The following is a 19468-nucleotide window of genomic DNA, read 5'->3' on the forward strand; positions in this document are numbered from 1 at the left end:
TTTTTAGGCAACGCCAAAATTTCAAAGAATCAACCAATTTTCAATAAATGAATACTACAGGCACTCCAGCAACAGGATTTAAGGGCTTAAGGCAAAACTGGCGAAACGATTTATCTGCAGCATTGAGCGTGTCTCTGGTAGCGCTACCGCTAGCGTTAGGGATTGCGGTTGCGTCAAATGTTTCACCAATGGCTGGAGTGCTTTCTGCCATCATAGGTGGCGTTGTTACTACTTTTTTTAGAGGAGGTCACCTCGCGATTAATGGACCTGGAGCTGGAATAATTGCTGTAATTTTAGGAGGACTGGTCGTGCTAGATAATAACATTAATTACGTGCTGGCGGCCATTGTAATTTCTGGAGCCATCCAAGTCGTTTTAGGTTTTTTAAAAATGGGAAGGTTTGCAAAATTGCTTCCTTCTTCCGTTTTACATGGGATTCTCGCAGCGATTGGGGTGATTATTTTTTCAAAACAAATACACTATGCCTTAGGCACGACATCTGATGCAGATTCCACTATAGGAACGCTTTTAGATGTTTATTACAAGTTTCCAGAAATTAACCCAGTTGTATTTCTCGTCGCTTTTGTTGGGGTTTTAGTGCTTGTGTTTTATAAAAAAATAAACAATAAGTTTATTAAAATTATCCCCGCACCTATGTGGGTATTGTTGTTAGCGCTCCCTTTTGTTTTTGGTTTCGATTTTTTTACATCTCACAGCATAAATGTCTTCGGAAATAACTACGGCGTGGGACCAGAGCTTTTAATTAAAATTCCTGATAATCCTCTTGACAGCATTTTACATCCAGATTTTGGAATGATTGGAACTAGTGCATTCTGGCTTACAGTATTGTCAATAACTATGATTGCTTCCGTAGAAACATTAGCTAGCGCAAGAGCCGTTGACAAGTTAGATCCTTATAGAAGAACCACAAACCTTAATAAAGATATGGTTGGGGTAGGATTGAGCACCATGGTTTCTGGTGCTCTAGGTGGTCTTCCTATTACCACGGTAATTGTAAGAAGTACGGTCAATATAAATAGTAATGCAAAAACCAAATGGTCTAACTTCTATCACGGAATTTTCCTTATTCTTTTTGTATTAATACTAGCCCCAGTACTGCGAAGTATTCCATTAGCCGCACTTGCAGCTATTCTTGTGCATACCGGCTTTAAACTTGCGTCGCCTAAAGTATTTAAGCACGCATACGATCAAGGAGTAGAACAGCTGTTGTTTCTTACTTCGACATTAATAATTACGCTTTTTACAGATTTATTATACGGCATCGCCGGAGGTATTCTGGTAACCCTAATACTTCACATGTTGCTTGCTAAAGTAGGTTTCATAAAATTCTTTACCTCTATTTATAAATCTGGATCTAAAGTTTATAAGTTAGAAAACGGTTCTTATGACGTAAAAATTAAGGGAATTGCAAACTTTTTATATGCCTTAAAATTAGATAAGCTACTTGAAGAAATTCCTGCGGCATCTACCGTAAGAATCGACCTTGCGCAAACGCGCCTCGTAGATCTCTCTATCATGGAAAACCTCATCGATTTTAAACGAATCCAAGACAATGCAGGAGGGAGTGTACAATTCTTGGGTCTTGAGAATCACGTATCGTCTTCCAGCCATAATAGAGCTTTAAAAATAGTAACCGGCCGCGTCAAAAAACGTATTACAAAACGACAAATAAGACTGCAAAAGCTAGCCACAAGAAACGGCTGGTCCTTTGTGCGTGAGGTGGCTTGGGATACAAGTTACTTGCGTAATTTTCACTTCTTCGACTCTCGTCCTATCGAGATGAAGAGCAACTCGCTTCAAGGTTTAGATACAGATCACAATGCCCACTGGGAGATTGCTGATATTGTTTTTGATGAAGGCGCCTTATCGGCACTTGAGGTGTATCAAACTACCGTACAGATTGTGAGATTGCCAAATAAAATCCCAACATTTATCATAGACAAAGAAGGCTTGTTTGATAAGGTTTTTAGTCGTGTAAAAGTATTTGCTGGGAAAAAGAGGGATATTAATTTTAAGAAGTATCCTGGCTTTTCAAATAAGTTTCAACTTCGCGGTGAAGATGAAGCTCAAATTCGTTCCTTTTTTACGCCAGGTTTAATCTCGTTTTTAGAAGACAACGAAATCCATCATATAGAAAGTAATGGTGAGGCATTAATGATTTTTAAATACCTACACATCGCTAGAACAGATGAGGTAAAAAACATGTTAGACTTTGCACAAAATTTAGTTAGGTACATGAACTTGAAGTAATTGTATTTGTTTGTAAATAGGCGCTGCGCGTTAATATGCCTAGCAAATATTTAAAGAAGGGCCTCTTAATATGTTCTTAACGCAAGCAGTCATTACCTACCCTTTTTGTACTTTGCAACTCGAAAAAATGGCTTAAACACCTTTTCACAACAACATTAAATCAAGATGAAATTACACCCAATAGAAGCAGGAAATTTTAAACTAGACGGTGGTGCTATGTTTGGCGTGGTTCCTAAACCTTTGTGGTCCAGAACCAACCCTGCAGATTCTAATAATATGATTGACATTGCCGCGCGCTGTTTGTTGATAGAAAATGGGAATAGGTTAACCTTAGTCGATACAGGAATGGGTGATAAGCAGAGTGAAAAATTCTTTGGCTATTACTACAAATGGGGTAATCACAACTTAGATGCTTCACTTAAAAAAGCAGGGTTTCATCGCGATAATATTACAGATGTGTTTATGACGCACCTCCACTTTGACCACTGTGGCGGAAGCGTTCAATGGAACAAAGATAAAACGGGCTACGAGCCCGCTTTTAAAAATGCAAGCTTCTGGAGTAATGAAAATCACTGGGACTGGGCGATACACCCAAACCGTCGTGAGAAGGCATCATTTCTTTCTGAAAACATCCTCCCAATGCAAGAAGCTGGGCAACTTAAATTTGTTTCAAACGCTACAGAAACATTAAGTGATGAAAATAGCAAGGTTGATTTAGCGCAGGCTAAAGAATTAGATTTTGGCATTTTCTTTGCAGACGGTCACACAGAAAAACAAATGCTTCCTATGCTCAAATATAAAGACAAAACAATCGTCTTTATGGCAGATTTACTACCCACAGCAGGGCATCTACCCTTACCCTTTGTAATGGGTTATGATACGAGACCATTGCTTACCATGCCAGAAAAAGAAAAATTTTTAAACGCAGCGGCGACCCATAATTATTATTTATTTTTGGAACACGACGCTCATAACGAGATAATTACCGTAAAGCACACGGAGAAAGGCATTCGCCTTGATAAAGTGTATTCTTTTAATGAACTTTTTAATTAAACAAAACAAATGAATATTTTAAAAACCACATTTTTAGTTACAGCATCTGCACTTGTTTTAGCAGGTTGTGGTGGTGTAGCTCCTATTATTTCAACACCCGTTACTAACATAGACGTTATTCCTCTCAAGGTTACACCCATTTCAGATACACAATTAAAAATGTGGAATCTAGCAGACCTTGCAACAGACACGATTCCTGGAATGAGCGTAAATAGAGCTTACAGCGAGTTATTAAAAGGGAAACAAGGAAAGCAAGTCATTGTTGCAGTCATTGATAGTGGTATTGATATCGAGCATGAAGATCTTAAAAATATAATCTGGACCAATCCAAAAGAAATTGCTGGAAATGGTAAAGACGATGACAGTAACGGGTACATAGATGATGTTCACGGTTGGAATTTCTTAGGAGATATAGTAGCAGAAAATATGGAGTATGTACGCATCATTCGTTCGCTAAAACCTAAGTATGAAGGAAAAAGCGAAACATCTATAAGCGCTGCAGATAGTGCCGAATACAATGTATACCTTCAAGCAAAGGCAGAGTTTGAAAAAGAAGCAGAACAAGTGAAAGCCCAAATATCTCAATACACTGGTATTCTAGCGCAAGTGAAGCCTGCTCACGCTGCAATGAGCAAAAAGCTTGGAAAAGAAGCGTATACTAAAACAGATTTAGCCGGCATAAAAGAACCTTCAGAAACAGAACAAGAGCAAATAGGGATGTTATCACAGATGCTTGGTTATGATGATTCTATTCCAGCATTTATCGAACAAGTAGCAAATGGGATTGAGTACTTTCAAGGAAGGCTGGATGGCCACTTTAACATGACTAAAGATTTTAGAGGCGTTTTAGGAGATAATCCAGATGACATCACAGATAAATACTATGGTAATAATGATGTAGATGGACCAGATCCTAAAAAAGAAGATGCAAAACACGGTACCCACGTAGCGGGTTCTATTGCCGCTCAACGTAATAACGGAGTGGGTATGGATGGTGTTGCAGACAATGTAAAAATAATGGTAGTGAGAGCTGTGCCAGATGGTGATGAGTATGATAAGGATATCGCATTAGCTATTCGTTATGCAGCTGATAATGGTGCTAAGGTGATTAATACAAGTTTTGGTAAATATTATTCTCCACACTCGGATTGGGTTTGGGATGCTATTAAATATGCCGCTAAGAAAGATGTATTGATTGTAAATGCAGCGGGTAATGAAGGAATCGATCTTGACGAAAAACAAGTGTATCCTATGGACCAAGTATTGACGGGTGCAGAGATTAGCGATAATTTCTTAACGGTTGGTGCGCTTAACTATAAGTACGGCGGGGAGCTGGTTGCAAATTTTTCTAACTACGGTAAATCAAGTGTAGACGTATTTGGTCCTGGTGTAAAAATCTGGTCAACAACACCGTTAAATACCTATGAGTTTTTACAAGGCACCTCTATGGCATCACCTAATGTAGCAGGTGTTGCTGCAATGATTCGTTCGCACTACCCTAAACTTTCTGCAAAGCAAGTGAAGCAAGTATTAATGGACAGTGGAATATCTACGAAGACTAGTGTTGTTTTAGGTGGAGACCCATCTAACACAAATACGCTTCCTAATATATCTACTTCTGGTAAGATGGTAAATATGTATAACGCCCTTATTATGGCGTCTAAGATGTAATAATTATTAAAAGCCCTCCAATATGGGGGGCTTTTTGTTTTTCGATGATTCTCTCTTATAACTATCAATAAGATAACAAATGAGTAGAATTTGCTAAACAATTTAAAATTTCAAAGATTATGACTAGAACGATTTTTATGATGGCCACGACGCTTTTCTTCTTCGGAAATGTGACAGGGCAAAACAATACTCCTTATTGGCAACAACACGTAGATTACACGATGGATATCGATGTGGATGTAGATAAGAACCAATACGAAGGGGAACAGACTTTAGTTTACACTAACAACTCTCCAGACGCATTAGACCGTGTATTTTATCATCTTTACTTTAATGCTTTTCAGCCAGGAAGTGAAATGGACGTACGTTCTTTAACTATAGAGGATCCAGATTCTCGTGTGGGTAATCGTATCTCTAAGCTCAGTCCAGATGAGATAGGATACATTAATCCTACAGCGCTTACTCAAGATGGAAAAAAACTTAAGTATAAAGTAGTTGGGACGGTACTTGAAGTACAACTAAACACACCCATACAACCAGGAGCAAAATGCACCTTTAAAATGAATTGGGACGCGCAAGTTCCATTGCAAGTGCGCCGTAGCGGTCGCGATAATGCAGAGGGTATTAAGTTATCTATGACACAGTGGTACCCAAAAATCGCGGAATACGATTTTCAAGGATGGCATGCAGACCCATACATAGGGCGTGAGTTTCATAGCCCTTGGGGCGACTTTGATGTGACGATCCATATTGATAAAGACTATCTCATTGCAGGAACGGGATACAGCGCAGAAAATGTGATGGGTTCTAGCGACTTTGAAGCGGTAAAAAAAGGCAAGAATGGAAAAAAAACTTGGCACTTTACAGCGCCAAAAGTTCACGACTTTACATGGGCTGCAGATAATGAATATGTCCATGATCAATATGAAGGGCCCAAAGGAGTAACCCTTAACTTCTACTACAAAAACAATCCAGAGATTGCAGAAAACTGGAAAAACCTACAGCCTAAAACAGCAGAAATGCTTGCTTTTTATAATGAAAATATTGGTGAGTATCCTTACAAACAATACTCCGTGATCCAGGGTGGTGACGGTGGTATGGAGTATGCGATGTGTACCTTAATTACTGGTAATAGAAAGTTTAGCAGCCTTATGGGTGTAACAGCACATGAGCTAGCACACACTTGGTTTCAGTTTTTAATGGCAACAAATGAAGGGAAACATGAGTGGATGGACGAAGGTTTTACTTCATATATTTCTAATCTTGCCATGGCAAAAATTAATGGTGATGATAACCCAAATCCACATTCGGGTTCTTACGGCGGGTACAACTTTTTAGCTACTAGCGGAAAAGAACAACCACAAACTACCCATGCAGATCGTTATGCTAGTAACCGCGCATACGGAATTACAGCTTATAGCAAAGGAGCTGTTTTCTTAGCGCAATTAGAATACATCATCGGGAAAGAAAATGTAGAAAAAACCTTGAATCGTTATTTTGATGAGTGGTCTTTTAAACACCCAACACCTAATGATTTTATTCGTGTAGCAGAAAGAGTGAGCGGCATAGAGCTAGATTGGTATTTAATGGACTGGACACAAACGACAAACACGATTGACTACGCGATTAAAGAAGTAACATCAGGAGCAGATGGAACTAAAGTAACATTAGAGCGTATAGGATTAATGGGAATGCCTATAGACCTAGACGTAACCTATGCAGACGGCAGCCAAGAGCAATTTTACATCCCTTTACAAATGATGCGTGCAGAAAAGCCAAACACATATAAAGGAATGACGAGAACCCAAGCAAAAGACTGGGCTTGGGCGTATCCTACCTATGAGTTAATGATCCCTGCGGGAAAAGAAGTAAAAAGCATGATAATTGATGCGAGTATGCTGATGGCAGATATAGATCGTGAGAACAATGGATGGGGAGAATAGTCCTTTCTTTATAAAAATATAAAGCGCTGTTCACACAGCGCTTTTTTTATGCGATTACCTCACAATCATTATTATCTTTGCCCACTAGGCTGACTAAGTTCTTAGCGTATTTTTATTAGACTCATGAAACTCACCCTCAACAAAACAGACCGACTTAAATCTAAGAAAGCAATTACACAGCTTTTTGAGGAGGGGAAGTCTTTTAAAAAGTTTCCTCTAAGAGTGTTGTATTTACCCATGGAGAATGCAAACAAAACCAAAGCGGGGTTCTCCGTACCCAAGCGTCTATTTAAACTTGCCGTAGATCGTAATCGTATAAAAAGACAATTGCGTGAAGCGTATCGCCAAAACAAGGCGTCTTTAGAAAAAGAAACCGATACGAAATTTATCCTTATGTTTATTTTTGTGGGGCGAGAAGACCTGCCTTATGCTCAGATTGAGAAAGCAGTCCTCGGGTTGTTAAAGCAATTAAAGCAGGCTTAAATGTGGGTTTTTATTACTATTTTGGTTGTTTAAAACTAATTCGGGAATAAATTAAGTTTGTATCGCTTAGGAAATACGCTAAACTTGAAAAAGGCGTTTTACAATAGAGCCTATCAATTCTTATATGGGCGACGTGGGTCAATGATTCCCGTTTCCGAAGTTTAATAAGACAAATAGTTCCCCGACTTCTCGGGTCTTCAAGATGAAAAAGAAAATAGCAATAGCAGGACTGGCCGTAGTGGTTTTTTTTACCTCTGTAGGGTTTGTGAATAATAAAAACGACTTTTTTGAAATCGCAAAACAGATCGAGATTTTCACTACGCTTTACAAAGAACTCAACATGAATTATGTGGACGAGCAGACGCCGGCCACACTAATGGATAAGGCTATTGAGGGAATGCTAGCAGACCTAGATCCTTATACGCGCTACTGGAACGAACAGGCGGTAGAGGATTCTCGCATACGTAATAACGGGGTCTATACAGGAGTAGGGGCCTCAGTGCGAACACTAGAAGATAAAATGATCATCATTGAGCCATTTAAGGGCTATCCTGCCGATATAGCAGGATTAAAAGCAGGAGATAAGATTATAGAAATTGACGGCAACAAAATTGAAGGTTATGAAGGCGACGCTCGTAATTTATTAAAAGGAACCGCCGGTACGAAGGCAAAAATCACCTACATCCGCCAGGGTAACGAAGCCAAAACTACCGTAGAGCGATCTGCAGTAGAGGTGGATGCCGTGTCTTTTTATAAGCTCGTTCAAGGTGATGTGGGGTATATTGTTTTGACAAAGTTTAATAAAAAAACCACCGTACAAACCAGAAGTGCACTTGAAGATTTAAAAAGTCAAGGAGCGACAAAAATCATTCTTGATTTACGTGGTAATCCTGGTGGGTTATTAAACGAAGCAATTAGTATTGTCAACTTATTTGTACCAAAAGGCGAAGTCATTACCACAACAAAATCTGACATTGCTAAATACAATAAGGTATATAAAACGACCAAAGAGCCTGAAGACCTGGAGATCCCTTTAGTGGTTTTAGTAAATGGCCGTAGTGCTTCTGCCAGTGAGATTGTTTCTGGTGGACTTCAAGATCTAGACAGGGCTGTAATAGTGGGCGCTAGAAGTTTTGGAAAAGGCCTTGTACAGCGCCCTAAAAAGTTGACTTACGGTACCCAGTTAAAAGTGACTATCTCAAGATATTACACCCCAAGCGGTCGTTGTATACAAGCCTTAGACTACTGGAATCGTGATGAGAACGGAGACCCAATACGAGTAGACAGTAAAGAATACAATGCGTTTAAAACAAAAGGCGGTCGCACCGTTTATGACGGTGGTGGTATTTTACCAGACGTCGAACTTGAGACTTCTGTTTTTAGCCCCATTACAACAGCCTTGTTAAAAGACAACGCGATCTTTGATTATGCGACGGAGTACCATTACAAAAACACAATGACAGACTGGAAGGATTTTGTTTTTTCAGATTCAGATTTTCAAGATTTCTTAGGTTTTTTAAAGCGTAATAATTTTGAGTACGAAACAGACACAGAAAAGAAGTTTGAAGAAGCGTTGCGTCGTGCAGAGGATGATGACTTGAAAGATGAAATAGCAGCGAGCTATAGCAAACTAATGGAACAGATAGGTGCTGCAAAAGAACGTAAAGTAACAAAGAAGAAAGCAGAGGTAATGTCTTTGTTGAGTGACGAGATATTAAAACGTTATTTCTATGCAGAAGGTTTATACGATTATCAACTGGAACACAATCCAGAAATATTAAAGGCAATTGAGATCTTGAATGATGATAAAAAATATAAAAGAATATTGAAGTAATTCTATGACAGAATTCCTTCACTTTTTTGAAACAATGCCCATCTGGATGAAAGCCGGATGGGTGTTTTCATTTTGGCGTTTTTTTGGTTGGCAGAAGGGTGTTATTCTTTTATTAAAGCACCGTATCGTAAATGGAGACAAGCACGTACAAATCTCTTCCTACTGTTTTTTGTGATGACTATAAACGCGGTGTTTGGTGTTGTTACCCTTGGGGTTTTTAACTGGTTACACTACTCAATTTGGGTTCTTACATTTGTTTGAAGCGCCCGTTTGGGTAAAATTGCTGCTGTCGCTTCTTGTGCTAGATTTTATCGCGCAATACAGCGTTCATTATTTATTGCATAAAGTGCCCTTATTATGGCGTTTGCACCTCGTTCATCATACAGATAAAATGGTAGATGCCACCGCGGGAACACGACACCACCCTTTAGATTTTATTTTACGCGAAACCTTTGCGTTCATTGCTGTTGTCTTAATGGGAGTGGCTATTTCGTTTTATATGTTTTACCGTATTCTGAGTATTGCATTCACGTATTTTACGCACGCAAATGTCTCCCTGCCCACCTCCCTTGATAAAACGCTCAGTTATGTTATTGTAACACCAGATATGCATAAGTTTCACCATCATAACCAGCTTCCTTGGACCGATAGCAACTATGGTAATGTGTTTTCTATTTGGGATCGTCTTTTTGGTACTTTTACCTACAGAAACGTCAAAGACATTGTATACGGTATCGACATAGCAGACCACACGAACGACGAAAGTATTGGCGTACAGCTTGGCATACCATTTAATAAAAACGTTAAATCTAAGTAGGTTATTTAATGTGATTGCGTGACCTAGTTACAAGAGAGCCGCGTCATGATAAAATCGATAACTCGGATAGAAACAGGTGGCGCTTAAAATTCATCATGATTTAAGCATGGCCACATGGGGAATTCCATCTTCTAAATAACCTTCTCCAATGGCTGTAAAGCCGTGTGATTCATAAAATGAAATAAGATATGTTTGAGCAGAAAGTTTAATTTCTTCTGTATTAAACCTGCTTTGTATAGCATCAATAGAGGCTTTCATTATGTCGTGACCAAAGCCGTATTTACGAGCGTCCATATCCACAACTACTCTCCCTATAGAGGCCTCTTTAAAATAAATTCCCGCATCAAAACAGCGCGTGTATGCGACAACCTTGCCGTCCTTTTCTCCAATAACATGTAGCGCTTTTAAGTCTTTACCGTCAATGTCTTGATACACGCAGTCTTGCTCTACCACAAATACTTCGCTGCGCAGTTGGAGAAGGCTATGAAGTTCTATTGTGGTTAATTCTTCAAATGTTTTTATTGAGATATTCATGGAGCAAATTTAAGCGTTTAAAGAAAAAAGGAGTTAGGCGTGTTGCTATTTAGATCAGTAAAAATAAGAAAATTGATTTGGTATTTAATTGCCACTACAGAATTCTCAATCAAGTTTAGTATTAAACTAAATACAAAAAAATCAATCTTGAACAATAATGTCTTTAGGGTCATCCTTATCGTATTCCGGCTGTAGGGTTACGTGATTAATTTTAAACTCGTGATAAAGTACCTCTTCAATTTCTTCAGAAATTTTATCAAATTGAGAAATCGTGACATCCTCTGAAAATTCTAAGTGTGCTTCTAGGTGTATTTCTTTTTCGTTTAATTGCCAGATATGCATGTGATGAACGTTTCTAACTGTTGGTATCTCTTGTATTTTACTACTTACTAGGGAAACATCAAGATTTTCTGGAGTGAACAACATTAACACCTTAAAACTTTCTTTTAATAGTTTATAGCCCATAATGACTAGGTAGATAGCTATCAGAACCGTTAAGACACTATCCACCCAAAACCAACCAAGATACTTCATCAACAAGCCACCTACGAGTACCGCAACTGAAGCTGCCATATCTGTCATTAAATGTAAATAGGCGGAACGCATATTCATGTTACTTTTAGAATCTTTATGCAGAAGCAGGACACTAAAACCATTTGCTAAAATACCTAATAATGCCAACCATATAACAATAGAGCTATCAATTTTTTGAGGATCAAAAAAGCGGTGAATCGCTTCATAAACTAGACAGATCGCAACAATAATTAAGGATAATGCATTTACAAAAGCAGCAATAATTTCTGCTCGTTTATAACCAAACGTTCGCTCTGGAGAGGCTTCTTTTTTTGAGTATAGATCAGCTACATAACTTACAATCAACGATAATACGTCACTAAAGTTATGCAATGCATCACTTAATAAGGAAAGACTTCCAGAGATAAGACCCCCAATAACTTGAGCTACGGTGATAGCTATATTCAAGAAAATAGAAAGTAGTAGTTTTTTACCCTTTAGATCTGGATGCGCATGTGCGTGGCTGTGATTATGTGAATGCTCGCTCATTTATTTGTGTTCAATCGTGTCCTTACCTTGTTTCAGGAAGTGGTTGCGGTTAATAGTAAAAATAATATACTAAAACTTAATCTAAGATTGGCAGCGGTGGTAAAACCTACAAAGATCTCTCGTATGTCGCTCACACCTTACATAAAATTTTAAATTATATAAAATTTCCGAAGCAAATAGAACAGGTATTACGTTAGCGCGTTGTAAACTTTAAGCACTTTCTTCTTACATACAAATTTTATCTACTCTGTTCTGATGACGGCCACCCTCAAACGGGGTATTCAAATATGTTTCCACCATTTTTACTGCTTGTGGAATGGATGTAAATCGCGCAGGAATACACAATATATTAGCATCGTTATGTTGTCTAACGAGTGTTACAATTTCTTCGGTCCAGCAAAGGCCAGCACGCACGTTTGGATACTTATTTGCTGTCATTGCCACACCGTTTGCACTACCACATATAAGTATACCATATAGTACTTCTTTATCATTTACTGCTTTTGCAACAGGACTAGCAAAGTCTGGATAGTCTACACTATCTAAAGTATCTGTACCATAATTTACTACTTCGTGGCCTTGCTTTTCTAAATATTTTACAATAGCAAATTTATAATCTGGTCCTGCGTGATCGTTTCCTATAGCTATTTTCATAATGGTGCCCAAGAGGAGGGGTTTGCTTTAAATTAATACTTGAAATTCAAAGATAAAAAAAGCGTCCATTAATAAGATATCTAAATGGAGTAGATATAAACAAAGCTGGAAATTTTATGTATATGAGAAGTTGTGTTGAGCGTATTAACATTTCGGTTAATAACTCTGTTTATAATTATACGTCTAAAAAAGATAGAATTATTTGTGGAATCCAATTAAAAATGACAGCCAGGTATTAATCGAGATACACTAAATATAACTCTCCTGTTTTTAGATTACTTATTAGCATCAAATGATCAGATACCAACATTTATAAGTGATAATCTTATTAAAAATATGTTGTGAATTGAGGTTATAAACAGATGTTAATAGCATCTATTAATTCCTTCAATTACAAGAGTATATACTGCTTATAAGTTGTTGATAAGCCTCCAACTCTTTTCTATAAATCACATGTAGTACTTTTTACTAAATAAGTTATACCTGTTATGAACATACCATCATGAGCATCATTGTTTTTTAAAAATTTATAAAAAGGAATAATGATATTACATGGTGTGTTGATAAGTGCAATAACTAAGAATTTTAGATAATCTTAATTAGGGCGATTCACTAAAAAAAATAAAACAGACAAATTTTAAATTTCTTTTTAACCTCTTAAACTAAACATAATATTCATTTAATAATTAAAGTGTAGCTTTGCAGCAATCTTAAACGATTGATTTAAATAGAATTCATCTTAATTTAAATCTTCTTCACTTGAATTCTAGTTCGTCCGAACATCATAAAAATCAATTACCTTTAAGAAAAATAAATTAAATAGGTAGCTCACTAGAGATGAGAACCAGATGAAAAATACCCGCATATGCGGGCACAAATATGAATAGAAATAAAAAAAGAAACGCTTCAAATAAAATTGAAAGCCTTTCTCAAAAAATCCTAGAGATACTTCGTAAAGACCATTCACAATCTTTTAACTTTAAACAAATAGCCGCAAAGCTAAACGTGGATGATGCAAATAGTAGAAATCAGATTATTAAAGAACTTAAAGAACTTAAAGGAAATAAGACCATTCAAGAACTAGATCGTGGTAAATATATCTTAACTCCTAACCAAAATTACTACACAGGACGTGTAGATATTGCTGGGCGAGGTCAAGGCTATATTATTGTTGAAGAACTTGAAGATGATATACTCGTAAAAAATAAAAATCTTAATAAAGCACTCAACGGTGACACGGTAGAAGTGTACGTATATAAACGAAAAAGAGGTGGAAAAAGCGAAGGGGAAATCACAAAAATAATAGAACGTAAACGAACAGAGTTTGTAGGAACGATAAATATACAAGATCGTTTTGCTTTTGTAGAAATGGGTGATCATAAGATGTATACAGATATTTTTGTGCATAAAAGTAATATTAACGGAGCAAAACAAGGTGAACGAGTATTAGTAGAAATAATAGACTGGCCAGAAAAAGCAGATTCTCCTAATGGAAACGTAATTAAGAGCCTCGGGATGCCAGGAGAACACAATACAGAAATACATAGTATTCTTGCTCAGTATGGTTTACCGTATGAATTCCCGCCAGAAATAGAAGAATTTGCTAATAAAATAGATACAAGTATACATCCTGAAGAGATTGCAAAAAGACGCGATATGCGTAAAGATTTAACCTTTACGATAGACCCGAAAGATGCAAAAGATTTTGATGATGCCTTATCATTTACAGAAATGAAAAATGGTAATTATGAAGTAGGAATCCACATTGCAGACGTTTCCCATTATCTGAAGCCGGGAACCATCCTTGATGATGAAGCTTTTGAACGTGCAACTTCAGTCTATCTTGTAGATCGTGTTGTACCTATGCTTCCAGAAATTTTAAGTAACGGTGCGTGTTCATTAAGACCTTATGAAGAAAAATATACATTCTCTGCTGTATTTGAGATAAATAAAAAAGCGGAAGTTTTAAATCAATGGTTTGGTAGAACGGTTACTTATAGTGATGCTCGTTTTGCGTACGAAGAAGCCCAGATGATTATAGAAAATAATGATCTATCTGATATTAATCAAGGAAAATTAAACACATCAATATCTGCAGAAATATCAATCACTGATAATGCATATGAAGTAGAAGTGCCAATAGCTAAAGCAATATTAGAGATGGATCGTCTTGCTAAAATTCTCCGTAAAAAAAGAATGAATAACGGTGCTATTTCTTTTGATAAGGTAGAGGTTAAATTTATTCTAGACGAAGAAGCAAATCCAGAAGGGGTTTACTTTAAGGAAAGTAAGGACGCAAATAAGTTGATTGAAGAGTTTATGTTATTAGCAAACAGAAGTGTTGCTGCAGTAATAGGTAAACAAAACCCAAAGAAAACATTTATCTACCGTGTGCACGATGAACCTGATGATGAAAAGATAGCGGCATTAGAAAATATTATCAAGCAGTTTGGGTACAAAATGGATACGCGCGATAAAAAAACAACATCACAATCATTGAATAAATTATTGAGCGATGTACAAGGTAGAAAAGAACAAAACTTGATAGATACACTTGCTATACGTAGTATGAGTAAAGCAGTGTATACAACTAACAATATAGGTCACTATGGTTTAGCATTTGATTATTATAGTCACTTTACATCTCCTATTAGACGGTATCCAGATGTAATGGTGCATCGTCTTTTACAGCGCTATCTTGACAATAAAGAATCTGCAAAAGAAGATACCTACGAAGAGAATTGTAGACATTGTAGTGATATGGAAGGCCTTGCCTCAAGAGCAGAACGAGATAGCATAAAATATATGCAAATCAAGTATATGAAAGATCACCAAGATGAAGAATTTGTAGGGGTGATAAGTGGTGTAACAGAGTGGGGAATCTATGTAGAAATCGTGAGTAATAAATGTGAAGGAATGGTGCGTATCCAGGATATGCGCGATGATAGTTACGAGTTTATTAAAGAAGATTATGCGGTGGTTGGTAGAAAAAACCACGTGAAATTTACACTAGGAGATGAAGTAATTGTAAAAGTGAAAAATGCAGATCTTGCAAGAAAGCACTTAGACTTCACAATGCTAGGGCCTAATAAATGAGGGGTTTATAAAAAACACATTAAATAATTTTAAGGTCTGGCTAAGCACTTTCGTTAACTAACGAATGTGTTAAACCAGACTTTATTAATTTTAATTCTTCGGAAACTGTAACACTTTAAAATTTACAGACTCTTTTATTAAATACTTAGAAGCCATGAAAATCATTTTAATTTTATTGACCGTAGTTTTTAGTTTAACTATTTCAGCACAAGAGATTAGCCAGGACGTAGGTGACTTTTCTGAACTAAAAGTTTTTGATCTTGTGTTTGTACGATTAATTCAAGCAGATGAAAATAAAGTAGTAGTACGCGGAGATTACGCCAGTGATATAAAAATTATTAATGACGATGGTGTTTTAAAAGTGAGAATGCATACTGATAAACGTTTTAGAGGTGAAGACACTTATATAGAAGTCTATGCAAAAAGTATTTCTGTAATAGATGCAAATGAAGGATCTCAAATTACTGTAAGTGAACTTATTAAGCAAGACAAAATAGAATTAAGAGTGCAAGAAGGCGCTAAGATAAACGCTGCACTACAAGTGAGTTTTGCAAAAATGAAAGCCGTTTCTGGAGGAATGATTGATGTAAACGGTTTAGCTAGAATTCAAGAAATAAAAATTAACTCTGGTGGTATTTTTGATGGGAAAAATCTAAAAACAAAAGACACTAAAATATCTGTTACAGCAGCGGGAGAAGCACAGGTTTATGCTTCAGAAAAAGTAGATATTCGTGTAACGGCAGGGGGTAATGTGTATGTACATGGAAATCCTGTTCAGGTTAAGAAAAAACGATTTGCTGGTGGTCGTATCTACATAATAGATTAGGCAATATCGTTTTTAATTGTAACAAAAACGTAAACTTTTTGTACTTTTACAGTACTATGTTTGAAGGTTTTGGTAGTGCAATAATTTCAGGATTCATTCTGGCCTTTATGGTCGGCCCTGTATTTTTTTCCCTAATTGAAACCAGTATCAATAAAGGGTTTAGAGCTGGAGTCGTCTTTGATTCTGGCGCCATGTTTGCAGACGTAGTCTTTATCTTTATTGCCTATTTTAGTACTAGCAAATTATTAGATCGCGTTAAGGACGATCCTGCTTTACTAATTTTTGGTGGCGCAGTATTGATTGCTTATGGTGTGATTTCTTACATTAAAAACAAGCGATCAATTTATAAAATTGTCAGGGCGCATAGCTCCGTTGAAGTAAAGAGAAATTTTGGAAGCTTATTTTTAAAAGGTTTTTTTTTAAACTTTATAAACTTTGGGGTATTAGCGGGCTGGATAGGGATAATTATTATCGCCAACACCAGAACAAGTGGTGAGTATGGTGTAATTTATTTTTTAATCACTGTGATGGCTTCTTTTATATTAACTGATCTCGCAAAAATTTCTTTAGCTAAAAAGTTAAGGCACAAAATGACGCGACGCTTTAACTATAAAACGAAGCAATGGGTAAGCCTTTTAATCGCTGGATTTGGAGTATTTCTGTTACTTCAGGGCGTGTTCCCAGAAAGAATTAACGCAGAGTTAGAAAAGATTCCAGGACAAGAATCATTAGACACTACGCTCACAAGACCCGTTCTTCCTGCAGAGAACCCACTTTAAAACATAAAAAACCCTCAGCAAAGCTGAGGGTTTCTCTTGAGGCATCTAGCGGATTCGAACCGCTGTAGAAGGTTTTGCAGACCTCTGCCTAGCCACTCGGCCAAGATGCCATTAATCCTTAAAAAGGAGTAAACACTCCTATTTATATTTAACAGACCGCAAATATAAACTTTTCAAAATATAATCTGCAACTTAAAAAGTAGAGAAATTTACCTTATTCTCTGCGCTCCGTCATCGTCACAATCACTTCTGCCACATCACCACCAATAGGAGGGTTTATTTTTGACACGGAAACCTCGACAAATTGAACCTTATCAAGTTCTCTTAAAACACGGTTAATAATGCGCTGACCTACTTGTTCTAGAAGCTTAGAGCGCTTTTGCATTTCTTCTATAACAATAGTATTAAGGTGAACGTAATCTACGGTGTCATTAAGTGAGTCGCTTTTTGCGGCAGGAGACAGGTTTGCTTCGATCCGTAAATTTACAAGATAATCACTGCCTATTTTTTCTTCCTCGGTAAGGCAGCCGTGGTTAGTAAAAACACGTATATTTTTTAAATGAATGCTATGCATAGGATGGCCTTTTCACAAAGATACTTTTTTTACCTTTGCGTTATATTCTTGGATGTAAGGAGAATGTTAAATAAACAGTTTATTTATTGGTGTTGTAAAATTTCCGCATAAAAAGGAAAGACCCAAACTAAGATAAAAAAGTAAAACCAAATGGGGCTAAGTCAAGTTTTGGCCTTCAAATATAGCATACCATGAACGAAGAAAAGGAGCCTCTCAATTTTATTGAGCAGATTATAGAAGAAGATTTAAAGCAGTCACACAGTAAGGATGATTTGCGTTTTCGGTTTCCGCCGGAACCTAATGGATATTTGCACATTGGGCATGCCTCTTCTATTTGTTTAAACTTTGGTTTAGGGCTATCATATGATGCTCCAGTAAATCTTCGTTTTGATGATACAAATCCCGCAAAGGAAGAACAAGAATTTGTAGATGCAATAAAACGTGATGTAACTTGGTTGGGATATACTTGGGCAGAAGAACGTTACGCCAGTGATTACTTTCAGGAGTTATATGACTGGGCAGTACTCTTAATAAAAGAAGGAAAAGCATATGTAGACTCTCAAAGCTCTGAGGCCATGAGAGAACAAAAAGGGACACCTACAGAAGTAGGATCTAACAGCTCTTTTAGAAATCGCTCTGTAGAAGAAAACCTTACCCTGTTTGAGCAAATGAAATCTGGTGAAGCACCAGAAGGAGCACATGTATTGCGCGCTAAAATTGATATGAGCTCTACAAATATGTTGATGCGTGATCCTGTTATGTACAGAACACTGCATAAGCATCATCACAGAACAGGAACAGACTGGAGAATCTTTCCAATGTACGATTGGACTCACGGAGAGAGTGATTATATAGAACAAGTTTCACACTCTTTCTGTACACTAGAGTTTTTACCACATCGAGAATTATACAATTGGTTTTTAGATCAACTACACGATCCAAAAAAGTTACGACCTAAACAACGAGAATTCGCTAGAAGAAACTTAAGCCATACTGTTGTGAGCAAACGTAAACTAGCGCGATTAGTAGAAGATGGCGTAGTAAAAAGCTGGGATGATCCCAGAATGCCTACTATTTCTGGATTAAGAAGAAGAGGTTACACGGCTGCATCTATTAGAAACTTTGCTGAAGGAATTGGCGTTGGTAAACGAGATAACCTAATTGATGTTTCGCGATTAGAATTTAGCCTCCGCGAGGATCTTAATAAAACTGCAGATAGAGTAATGGCGGTTCTTGACCCGGTAAAAGTGGTTATCACTAATTATCCAGAAGGTGAAACAGAATGGTTAGATTCTGAAAATAACCAAGATGACGAAAGTGCTGGCTCCACAAAAGTGCCATTTTCGAAAGAGATTTATATTGAGAAAGAAGATTTTAGAGAAGAGGCAAACAAAAAGTTTTTCAGATTAAAACTAGGTAAAGAAGTGCGTCTTAAAAACGCCTATATCATCAAGGCAGAAAGTTGTGTTAAGGATGAAAATGGAGATGTTACAGAAATTCACTGCACCTATGATCCAGACAGTCGCAGCGGGAGCGGTACAGAAGCCTCTATGCGTAAAGTAAAAGGAACGCTTCATTGGGTTTCCATTAAAGATGCTTTAGAGATAGAAGTGCGTCTATATGATCGTCTTTTTACAGATGCTTCTCCAGACACGCACAAAGACAAAGACTTTATGGAGTTTGTTAACCCAGACTCTTTAGAGGTGATTACAGGATATGCAGAACCAAGTGTTAGAGAACGTCAGGTAGAAGAAACAGTACAGTTTCAGAGACTAGGTTACTTCGCTGTAGATAAGGACACCACCGCAGAAAAAATGGTTTATAACAAGACCGTTGGCCTTCGTGATTCTTGGGCAAAAATAGATCAATAAG

The 19468-nt window shown here is 37.2% G+C and carries 15 protein-coding genes and 1 tRNA gene; 11 read left to right on the top strand and 5 right to left on the bottom strand.

All coding sequences use genetic code 11. From position 1 onward, the window contains the following. Positions 1 to 47: 47 nt before the first annotated feature. From ABXT71_RS04040 to ABXT71_RS04070, 7 genes are all read left to right on the top strand, one after another. A complete protein-coding gene (locus ABXT71_RS04040) occupies positions 48 to 2270 on the top strand; it encodes a SulP family inorganic anion transporter (protein ID WP_415372568.1) in 2223 nt (740 codons plus the stop codon). Positions 2271 to 2435: 165 nt separating this feature from the next. Next, a complete protein-coding gene (locus ABXT71_RS04045) occupies positions 2436 to 3323 on the top strand; it encodes an MBL fold metallo-hydrolase (RefSeq protein WP_415372569.1) in 888 nt (295 codons plus the stop codon). A gap of 9 nt (positions 3324 to 3332) precedes the next feature. Further along, entirely contained in the window at positions 3333 to 4994 is a 1662-nt protein-coding gene (locus ABXT71_RS04050) for a S8 family serine peptidase (protein WP_415372570.1), read from the top strand. A 119-nt stretch (positions 4995 to 5113) separates the two neighbouring features. After that, positions 5114 to 6937 carry a M1 family metallopeptidase gene (locus tag ABXT71_RS04055; protein ID WP_415372571.1) on the top strand — a complete coding sequence of 608 codons (1824 nt, stop codon included), beginning with the start codon at positions 5114 to 5116 and terminating at the stop codon, positions 6935 to 6937. A gap of 123 nt (positions 6938 to 7060) precedes the next feature. Further along, positions 7061 to 7420 (top strand): ribonuclease P protein component, encoded by a 360-nt coding sequence (gene rnpA, locus ABXT71_RS04060; protein WP_415372572.1) that lies wholly within the window; start codon positions 7061 to 7063, stop codon positions 7418 to 7420. Positions 7421 to 7622: 202 nt separating this feature from the next. Beyond that, on the top strand, positions 7623 to 9254 hold the full coding sequence (locus ABXT71_RS04065; RefSeq protein WP_415372573.1) for a S41 family peptidase: 1632 nt from the start codon (positions 7623 to 7625) through the stop codon (positions 9252 to 9254). 196 nt (positions 9255 to 9450) lie between these two features. Further along, positions 9451 to 10071, top strand: coding sequence for a sterol desaturase family protein (locus ABXT71_RS04070; protein ID WP_415373060.1), 621 nt, complete (start codon positions 9451 to 9453; stop codon positions 10069 to 10071). A gap of 93 nt (positions 10072 to 10164) precedes the next feature. Here ABXT71_RS04070 and ABXT71_RS04075 read toward each other — a convergent pair whose 3' ends face one another. The 3 genes from ABXT71_RS04075 to rpiB all read right to left on the bottom strand — a co-directional run bounded on the left by ABXT71_RS04075 (position 10165) and on the right by rpiB (position 12321). Continuing rightward, entirely contained in the window at positions 10165 to 10605 is a 441-nt protein-coding gene (locus ABXT71_RS04075) for a GNAT family N-acetyltransferase (protein WP_415372574.1), read from the bottom strand. A gap of 141 nt (positions 10606 to 10746) precedes the next feature. Next, a complete protein-coding gene (locus ABXT71_RS04080; RefSeq protein ID WP_415372575.1) occupies positions 10747 to 11667 on the bottom strand; it encodes a cation diffusion facilitator family transporter in 921 nt (306 codons plus the stop codon). 225 nt (positions 11668 to 11892) lie between these two features. Beyond that, positions 11893 to 12321, bottom strand: a complete 429-nt coding sequence (rpiB, locus tag ABXT71_RS04085; RefSeq protein WP_415372576.1) for a ribose 5-phosphate isomerase B — start codon at positions 12319 to 12321, stop codon at positions 11893 to 11895. An 879-nt stretch (positions 12322 to 13200) separates the two neighbouring features. Here rpiB and rnr point away from each other — a divergent pair. The 3 genes from rnr (at position 13201) to ABXT71_RS04100 (ending at position 17022) form a co-directional block, all read left to right on the top strand. Continuing rightward, on the top strand, positions 13201 to 15417 hold the full coding sequence (gene rnr / locus ABXT71_RS04090) for a ribonuclease R (protein WP_415372577.1): 2217 nt from the start codon (positions 13201 to 13203) through the stop codon (positions 15415 to 15417). 154 nt (positions 15418 to 15571) lie between these two features. Continuing rightward, positions 15572 to 16243, top strand: a complete 672-nt coding sequence (locus tag ABXT71_RS04095) for a head GIN domain-containing protein (RefSeq protein ID WP_415372578.1) — start codon at positions 15572 to 15574, stop codon at positions 16241 to 16243. A gap of 38 nt (positions 16244 to 16281) precedes the next feature. Further along, complete coding sequence (locus ABXT71_RS04100; RefSeq protein WP_415372579.1) at positions 16282 to 17022, top strand: LysE family translocator; 741 nt, start codon at positions 16282 to 16284, stop codon at positions 17020 to 17022. Positions 17023 to 17061: 39 nt separating this feature from the next. On the opposite strand, the gene ABXT71_RS04105 is transcribed toward ABXT71_RS04100, so the two are convergent. Together ABXT71_RS04105 and folB are read right to left on the bottom strand one after the other, a co-directional pair. Then, positions 17062 to 17132: transfer RNA gene (locus tag ABXT71_RS04105), tRNA-Cys, on the bottom strand. A gap of 104 nt (positions 17133 to 17236) precedes the next feature. Continuing rightward, the gene (gene folB / locus ABXT71_RS04110; RefSeq protein ID WP_415372580.1) at positions 17237 to 17596 is read right to left on the bottom strand and encodes a dihydroneopterin aldolase; all 360 of its coding nucleotides are present in this window, start codon (positions 17594 to 17596) and stop codon (positions 17237 to 17239) included. A 191-nt stretch (positions 17597 to 17787) separates the two neighbouring features. Here folB and ABXT71_RS04115 point away from each other — a divergent pair, with 191 nt between their 5' ends. Then, on the top strand, positions 17788 to 19467 hold the full coding sequence (locus tag ABXT71_RS04115; protein ID WP_415372581.1) for a glutamine--tRNA ligase/YqeY domain fusion protein: 1680 nt from the start codon (positions 17788 to 17790) through the stop codon (positions 19465 to 19467). The last annotated feature ends 1 nt before the right edge of the window (position 19468 follow it).

The sequence above is a fragment of the Patiriisocius sp. Uisw_047 genome, from assembly GCF_047730165.1.
In the GTDB taxonomy this organism is placed as follows: domain Bacteria; phylum Bacteroidota; class Bacteroidia; order Flavobacteriales; family Flavobacteriaceae; genus Patiriisocius.